This window comes from Pseudomonas sp. R37(2017) (genome assembly GCF_002113375.1).
Taxonomy (GTDB): Bacteria; Pseudomonadota; Gammaproteobacteria; order Pseudomonadales; family Pseudomonadaceae; genus Aquipseudomonas.
The window spans coordinates 299,237-305,940 of the sequence record NZ_NEHO01000007.1 but is presented as its reverse complement, the minus strand read 5'-3'; the positions used below and the strand labels follow the sequence as shown (position 1 = coordinate 305,940).

Sequence of the window (6,704 nt, the reverse complement as noted above, 5' to 3'; positions counted from 1 at the left end):
CAACTCGGTCTAGAGCCCTGCAATCAAATCCAGATAATCCCCGACCGCCGCAAACTCCGCCGTATCCTTCGGCCCCTTGCGGCTGTCCGGTTCGCGCACGGCCAGCAAATGCGCGACGCCAAAGTCCCTTGCGCTGCGCAGGATCGGCAAAGTGTCGTCGATGAACAGGCTGCGCGCCGGATCGAAACCGATGTCGGTTTGCAACGCATCCCAGAACTGCGGGTTTTCCTTGGGGAAGCCGTAGTCATGGGAACTGATCAACCGCTCGAAGTACGGCGCCAGTTCGATTTTTTCCAGCTTTAAGGACAGTGCATCCCGATGGGCATTGGTGATCAGCACCACGCGCTTGCCGGCCCGTTTGATCGCCGCCAGAAAGGTATCGGCATCCGGTCGCAGGGCGATCAGATGGGCGGTTTCCAGTTTCAGGTCGCGCACCGAAAGCTTCAGTTCGGCGCTCCAGAAGTCCAGGCAGTACCACTGCAACTGGCCGGCATTGCGCTCGAACAACGGCTGCAATTCCATCTCGGCCATGGCCCGGCTGACCCCGTGCAGTTCGGCGTAACGCTGGGGCAGGTGCTCCATCCAGAAGTGGTTGTCGAAATGCAGGTCCAGAAGCGTGCCGTCCATGTCCAGAAGAACGGTATCGATGTCGGACCAGGGTAATGAAGGCATGGCAACGTCTCGGGCAGTAGAAAGATTTCTGGCGTAAACAATCGGGAAAGCCGCGTTATAGTAGCGCGTTCACGCCAAGGAGCTTTGCATGCGCCAGAAACCCACCCTACTCGCCCGCGAAATTGTCGCCACCAGTCGATTGTTCTGCGTCGAAGAGCTGAAGTTGCGCTTTTCCAACGGCGTAGAGCGCACCTATGAACGGCTGGTCGGCAAGGGGGCCGGGTACGGCGCGGTGATGATTGTGGCGATGCTCGATGCCGAGCATGCGGTGCTGGTCGAGGAGTATTGCGGCGGTACGGATGAATATGAAATGTCGTTGCCCAAGGGCTTGATCGAACCGGGTGAAGACGTGCTGGCGGCGGCCGAGCGTGAGCTCAAGGAAGAGGCCGGTTTCGGCGCGCGGCAACTGGAGCACCTGACCGAGTTGTCGCTGTCTCCCGGATACATGAGCCAGAAGATCCAGGTGGTGCTGGCCACTGACCTCTACGAAGAGCGTCTGGAGGGTGACGAACCCGAGCCGATGCGGGTGGACAAGGTCAATCTGCGTGAACTCTCGGCGTTGGCGCAAAACCCGCAATTCACTGAAGGCCGTGCCTTGGCGGCGCTGTATCTGGCCCGAGATCTGTTGACTCAGCGTGGAGCGTTCCAGCCATGAATTTCCCGCACCCGTTGATGGCGCCGGTGGTTGAACTGGCCTTGCAGGCCGGTGACGCGATCCTGCCGTTCTGGCGCACAGGCACCGCCGTCACGGCAAAGGCTGATGATTCGCCGGTGACCGCGGCCGACCTGGCTGCGCATCACCTGATCCTGGCCGGGCTGACGGCGCTCGATCCGGGCATCCCGGTGCTCTCCGAAGAGGACGCCAACATTCCCCAAAGCGTGCGGGCTGGATGGCAGCGCTGGTGGTTGGTCGATCCGCTGGACGGCACCAAGGAGTTCATCAGCGGCAGCGAAGAGTTCACCGTCAACATCGCCCTGATCGAAAAAGGTCGAGTGGTGTTCGGCGTGGTGTCGATGCCGACCAACGGTCGCTTCTATGTTGGTGGCGCCGGCCTCGGTGCCTGGCGTGGCGATAAAGGTGACACGCCCGTGGCGATCAAGGTGCGTGATGCGCTGGCGCCAGGTGAGTCATTCACAGTGGTCGCCAGCCGTCGCCATTCGAGCCCGGAGCAGGAGCGTTTGCTGGCGGGTTTGAGCGCAAGCCTTGGCGAGCTGCAACTGGCCAATATCGGCAGTTCGCTGAAATTTTGTCTGCTGGCTGAAGGGGTCGCGGATTGTTATCCGCGCCTGGCGCCGACTTCGCAGTGGGACACGGCGGCGGCGCAAGGTGTGCTGGAAGGCGCGGGCGGTGAAGTGCTGGAGCTGAGTGGCGAGCCGTTCAGCTATCCGGCGCGGGAGTCGCTGTTGAACCCGTTCTTTCTGGCGTTGCCGGCCAAGGCGGCGTGGCGGGAGAAACTGCTGGCGCTCGCAGCCCTGTAGGAGCGAGTGCCCGCTTGCGGCATGCTCGCGATGGAGGACCAGGCACCGCGGGGTGTCAGGTTGCCCGCATTATCGTTGACGACCATCGCGAGCGTGCCGCAAGCGGGCACTCGCTCCTACAGGAGTAATGGTGCTTAACGGTGCAGTACGTACTGCCCGACAAACCTCACCGCATCCTCATCACGGCCGTCATTGACGACCCGCGTATTGAGCGTCAATCGCGCTCGGCCATATCGCTGGAAGGTGGTCAGGAATTTCTTCCAGATCACCGGGTCCGGTGCCTGGCAAATGGCGTTGGCATCGCCCGTCACCGGCAGCGGATAGCTGATCTGCCCTTCCTGAATCACGATGTGCCCGTCGGTAATGCCTTCTTCCTTGAGGCGCAAATGCAGCCAGCCCCAACCGACCAGGACCGCGCCACAATACAGGCTGCCGCCGAACATGGTGCTCTTGTGGTTGACGTTGGCTTCCAGCGGCAAGTACAGGCGCAGTTGCTGGTCATGCCAGTCGAGCACTTTGAGACCCATGTCCCGGGTGAGGGGAATGTCGTGATGGAGGACTGATTCCAGTTGTCGACTGTCGCGGCTCATTCAGGGGCCTCTTGTTTCAAGTGGATGATTGGACGGTGGCTCAGTCGAGGTCGTCAGAGTGGGCCGAGGCGCCACCGTCGGCGAAGCTCAGGCCGTGTTTGCGCAGCTTGTCGTGCAAGGTCTTGCGCGGAATGCCGAGGGCTTCGGCGACGCTGCGCACGGAGCTGTGCGAGCGCGCCAGTTCAGCGGCGATGAGTGTTTTTTCGAAGTTCTCGACTTGCTCGCTCAATCCTCCGCTGACGGCTGCAACCCGGTTGTCGGCGCTGCCATCCGGCGAGTTGTTGTCGAGGGCCAGTTCCAGTCCAAGGGCAAAGCGCTCGGCGGCGTTTTGCAGCTCGCGAACGTTGCCGGGCCAGGTGTGGCGCAGCAGCAAGGCACGTTGCCCCGGTTGCAGTTCATGGGGCGGCAAACCGTGGCGGGCACTGGCTTCATCGGCAAAATGCTGGAACAGCATCAGCGCATCCTCGCCCCGTTCGCGCAGTGGTGGAATTCGTAGCGGCGCAACGTTCAGGCGGTAATACAGGTCGGCACGGAAACGCCCTTGATCGGCCGCCTGGCGCAGGTCTTCCTTGGTAGCGGCGATGATGCGGATGTCCAGCGGAATCAGTTGATTGCCACCCAGGCGTTCGACCACCCGCTCTTGCAGCAAGCGCAGCAGTTTGACCTGTACATCCAGGCTCATGCTTTCGATTTCATCGAGGAACAGCGTGCCGCCGTTGGCGAATTCGAACTTGCCGATGCGGCGTTTCTGCGCGCCGGTGAAGGCGCCGGGCTCGTGACCGAACAGCTCGCTTTCGACCACCGATTCGGCCAGGGCACCGGCATTGATCGCCACGAACGGTCCGTTGCGGCGGTTGGATAAATCGTGCAACGCCCGGGCCACGACTTCTTTGCCTGCGCCGGTTTCGCCGAGGATCAGCACATCGGCCTTGGTCGCGGCCAGGGCGCCGATCTGCTCGCGCAGGCGCAGCATCGAAGGTGAGTGACCAACCAGGCGGGTGCTCAGTTCATTGCGGTCGCTCAAGGCCAGCCGCAGGCTGCGGTTGTCCAGCACCAGCCGGCGCAGGGCCAGCGCGCGACGCACGCTGTCGAGCAGGGCGTCGCTGGCGAAGGGTTTTTCCAGGAAGTCATAGGCCCCGGCGCGCATGGCCTGTACCGCCAACGGCACATCGCCGTGGCCGGTGATCAGCAGCACCGGCAGCTCGGGGTCCTGGGCATGCAATTCGGTCAGCAGTTCCAGACCGTCCATGCCGGGCATGCGGATGTCGCTGACCACCACACCCGGCCAGTCACGCTCCAGTTGCGCGGCCAGGCCCTTGGCTTCGGCCAGCGGCAGGATTTTCAGGCCGGCCAGGTCCAGCGTCTGGCTCAGGGCTTGGCGCAGGTGGGGATCGTCGTCGATCAACACGACCTGAATGCGGTTGTCGATGGTCATGCACTTCGGTCCTCGGACGGTTGCAGGCTCACGCCGGGTGCGCCTGCGCGCAGCTTCAGGGTAATCAAAGCGCCGCCCTCTTTGTGATTGGCGAACGACAGTTCACCACCGAAGGCGCGCATCAGGGTTTCGCAAATCGCCAGCCCCAGACCCAGGCCCTGGGTGCGGGTCTTGGTGGTGTAGAACGGCTCGCTGGCGCGCCCGAGGGCTTCCATGCAAAAACCGGGACCGTTGTCGCGAATGTACAGGTTGACGCCATCGGCCGTGGATTGGGCACTTAGCCAGAGTTTACGTGGCGGGCCTTTTTCCGTCAGGGCATCCAGGGCGTTGGCCAGCAGATTGCCGAGCACCTGGCGCAGGCGGGTTTCCCCGGCCTCGACCCACAGGGTGGCGGCGGGCAAGTCGCGGATCAGCTCGACGTCCATGCTGCGTCGACGCTTGGCCAGCAAGGCCAGGGCATCGTCCAGCGCCGGTTGCAGGGCGACGCTTTCCGGGGCGTGGCGGTCGCGCCGGGCGAAGGCGCGCAGGTGGGCGATGATCGAGGCCATGCGACCGGTCAATTCGCTGATCAGCTTGAGGTTGCCGCGGGCATCGTCGGTGCGCTGGTGATCGAGCAGTACCTCGGCGTTTTCCGCGTAGCTGCGAATCGCTGCCAGCGGCTGATTGAGTTCGTGGCTGATGCTCGCCGACATCGTGCCCAGTGCCGACAACTTGCCGGCCTGCACCAGATCATCCTGGGCGCGTACCAGTTCCTGCTGGGCCTGTTCACGCTCCAGCACTTCCTGTTTCAGGCGCCGGTTCAGGCCTTCGAGATCGCTGGTGCGCTCGGCGACCCGGCCTTCCAGCTCGCGGCGGGCCTTGGCTTCGAAAGCAATGCGTTCGAGATAATGGCGACGGCGCTGCATCATCAGGCCGAGCAGCAGCATCAACACCAGCAACGCTGCGCCACCGATGGCCACCACCGTGCGCACCGGGCGGTCGATCAAGGTGCGCGGGGCGAGGATGCTGACGTCCCAGCCGGTTTCGGCAATCTGCCGGGTCTGGGTCAGCCAGGCATTGGGGTTGAGCTTCAGCGGTTTGGGCTCGCGGGTTGGGTAGGGTTGTATCGCCGTAATGGCTTTGCTTTCGTTCTCGTTCAGCGGGCGTGTCGAACGGAATCGCCACTCCGGTCGCGAGGTGAGAATGACCACGCCATTGTGGTCGGTCAGCAGCAGTTGTTCCGGGGTTTTGCCCCAGAGGCTTTCGGTGTGGTCGAGGTCAACCTTGACCACCAGCACACCGACAATTTTTTCGCCATCGCGTACACCGGCGGCGAAGAAGTAACCGCGCTTGGCGGAGGTAGTGCCCAAACCGAAAAAGCGCCCGAGCCGCCCGGCCATGGCTTCGCTGAAATATGGCCGGAAGGAAAAATTGCGCCCGACGAAGCTGTCGTGCTTGTCCCAGTTGGAGGCGGCCAGGGTCTTGCCGGTGGCGTCCATCAGGTACATGACTTCGGCGCCGGTCTGGGTGGCGATATTTTTCAGCAGGCGGTTGGCGTTGCCCTGGGTAACGCCATCGTCCGGTGCACCGAGCACGGCGCGCAGGGCCGGCAGGTCGCCGAGGATCTGCGGCAACACTTCATAGCGGTGCAGGGTACCCAACAGGTTGGCGACATAGAGGTCGAGGGTCTGACGATTCTGACTGGCCAACTCGCTGCGGTAATAACGCTCGGCCAGATGCTCCAGCGGCCACAGCAAGGGGGCCAGGCACAGTGCCAGCAGGGCCAGGCTGCGCCAACGGGGTCTGGGGGGAAGGGTAGGAGTCATGAGCATCGGGCGCCTGTGGGTACAGGCGCATTATGCCTAGGCTTGCACGCCTTGGGTCAGCTGCATCTTGATCGACGAGCGTTGGCCGGTGTTTCAGGCAAAGACGTCGGCATCCTTGAAAAACACGCCGGCCTGATCTTTCGCCGACAGCTGCGGTGTGCCTTCCAGTTGCCAGTCGATGGCCAGGTCCGGGTCGTCCCAGCGAATGCTGCGCTCGGCCGATGGCGTGTAATAGTCGGTGGTTTTGTACAGGAATTCGGCAAATTCGCTCAGTACGACGAACCCGTGGGCGAAACCTTCCGGGACCCAGAGCTGGCGATGGTTGTCGGAGGACAGGCGCACGGCGACCCATTTACCGAAATGCGGCGAGCTGCGACGGATGTCTACGGCCACGTCCAGCACTTCACCCACCGTGACGCGGACCAGTTTTCCCTGGGTATTTTCCAGTTGGTAATGCAGTCCGCGCAGCACGCCTTTCTGTGAACGGGAGTGATTGTCTTGAACGAACTCGGTATCCAGTCCGGTGGCCTCTTTGAAGGCCCTGGCGTTGAAGCTTTCGTAGAAGAAACCACGTTCGTCACCAAAGACCTTGGGTTCGAGGATCAGAACACCGGGCAGGTCGGTGGTCACTACATTCATGGTTGCTCTCCAGAGGCATGCGTTTAATGGCCGTCATTCTTGCGCAAAGCGTTGATCGAGGCGAGTACCAGAGCAAGCCTGCCC

General features: G+C 62.5%; 7 protein-coding genes. 2 read left to right on the top strand and 5 right to left on the bottom strand.

Annotated features, from left to right (window positions below):
• Positions 1-9 precede the first annotated feature (9 nt).
• Positions 10-672, bottom strand: coding sequence for a GMP/IMP nucleotidase (gene yrfG / locus CAG47_RS14640; RefSeq protein ID WP_085725569.1), 663 nt, complete (start codon positions 670-672; stop codon positions 10-12).
• Between the two features lie 88 nt (positions 673-760).
• Here yrfG and nudE point away from each other — a divergent pair, with 88 nt between their 5' ends.
• Both nudE and cysQ read left to right on the top strand, forming a co-directional pair.
• Positions 761-1,327 (top strand): ADP compounds hydrolase NudE, encoded by a 567-nt coding sequence (gene nudE / locus CAG47_RS14635; protein WP_085725568.1) that lies wholly within the window; start codon positions 761-763, stop codon positions 1,325-1,327.
• Positions 1,324-2,151, top strand: coding sequence for a 3'(2'),5'-bisphosphate nucleotidase CysQ (gene cysQ / locus CAG47_RS14630; RefSeq protein ID WP_085725567.1), 828 nt, complete (start codon positions 1,324-1,326; stop codon positions 2,149-2,151). Before nudE ends, cysQ begins: the two co-directional genes overlap by 4 nt.
• A 134-nt stretch (positions 2,152-2,285) precedes the next feature.
• Here the strand turns inward: cysQ and CAG47_RS14625 are convergent, their stop codons facing one another.
• The 4 genes from CAG47_RS14625 to rfbC all read right to left on the bottom strand — a co-directional run bounded on the left by CAG47_RS14625 (position 2,286) and on the right by rfbC (position 6,620).
• Positions 2,286-2,741 (bottom strand): YiiD C-terminal domain-containing protein, encoded by a 456-nt coding sequence (locus tag CAG47_RS14625; protein ID WP_085725566.1) that lies wholly within the window; start codon positions 2,739-2,741, stop codon positions 2,286-2,288.
• A 40-nt stretch (positions 2,742-2,781) separates the two neighbouring features.
• Positions 2,782-4,176, bottom strand: coding sequence for a sigma-54 dependent transcriptional regulator (locus tag CAG47_RS14620; RefSeq protein ID WP_085725565.1), 1,395 nt, complete (start codon positions 4,174-4,176; stop codon positions 2,782-2,784).
• On the bottom strand, positions 4,173-5,981 hold the full coding sequence (locus tag CAG47_RS14615; protein ID WP_085725575.1) for an ATP-binding protein: 1,809 nt from the start codon (positions 5,979-5,981) through the stop codon (positions 4,173-4,175). The genes CAG47_RS14620 and CAG47_RS14615 overlap by 4 nt, the downstream gene beginning before the upstream one ends.
• A 93-nt stretch (positions 5,982-6,074) precedes the next feature.
• On the bottom strand, positions 6,075-6,620 hold the full coding sequence (gene rfbC, locus CAG47_RS14610) for a dTDP-4-dehydrorhamnose 3,5-epimerase (protein WP_085725564.1): 546 nt from the start codon (positions 6,618-6,620) through the stop codon (positions 6,075-6,077).
• Positions 6,621-6,704: the final 84 nt, after the last annotated feature.

Coding starts and splice junctions, on each gene's coding strand:
- cysQ (WP_085725567.1), top strand. CDS start 1,324: ATGAATTTCCCGCACCCGTTGATGGCGCCGGTGGTTGAACTGGCCTTG.
- yrfG (WP_085725569.1), bottom strand. CDS start 672: ATGCCTTCATTACCCTGGTCCGACATCGATACCGTTCTTCTGGACATG.
- CAG47_RS14625 (WP_085725566.1), bottom strand. CDS start 2,741: ATGAGCCGCGACAGTCGACAACTGGAATCAGTCCTCCATCACGACATT.
- CAG47_RS14620 (WP_085725565.1), bottom strand. CDS start 4,176: ATGACCATCGACAACCGCATTCAGGTCGTGTTGATCGACGACGATCCC.
- CAG47_RS14615 (WP_085725575.1), bottom strand. CDS start 5,981: ATGACTCCTACCCTTCCCCCCAGACCCCGTTGGCGCAGCCTGGCCCTG.
- rfbC (WP_085725564.1), bottom strand. CDS start 6,620: ATGAATGTAGTGACCACCGACCTGCCCGGTGTTCTGATCCTCGAACCC.
- nudE (WP_085725568.1), top strand. CDS start 761: ATGCGCCAGAAACCCACCCTACTCGCCCGCGAAATTGTCGCCACCAGT.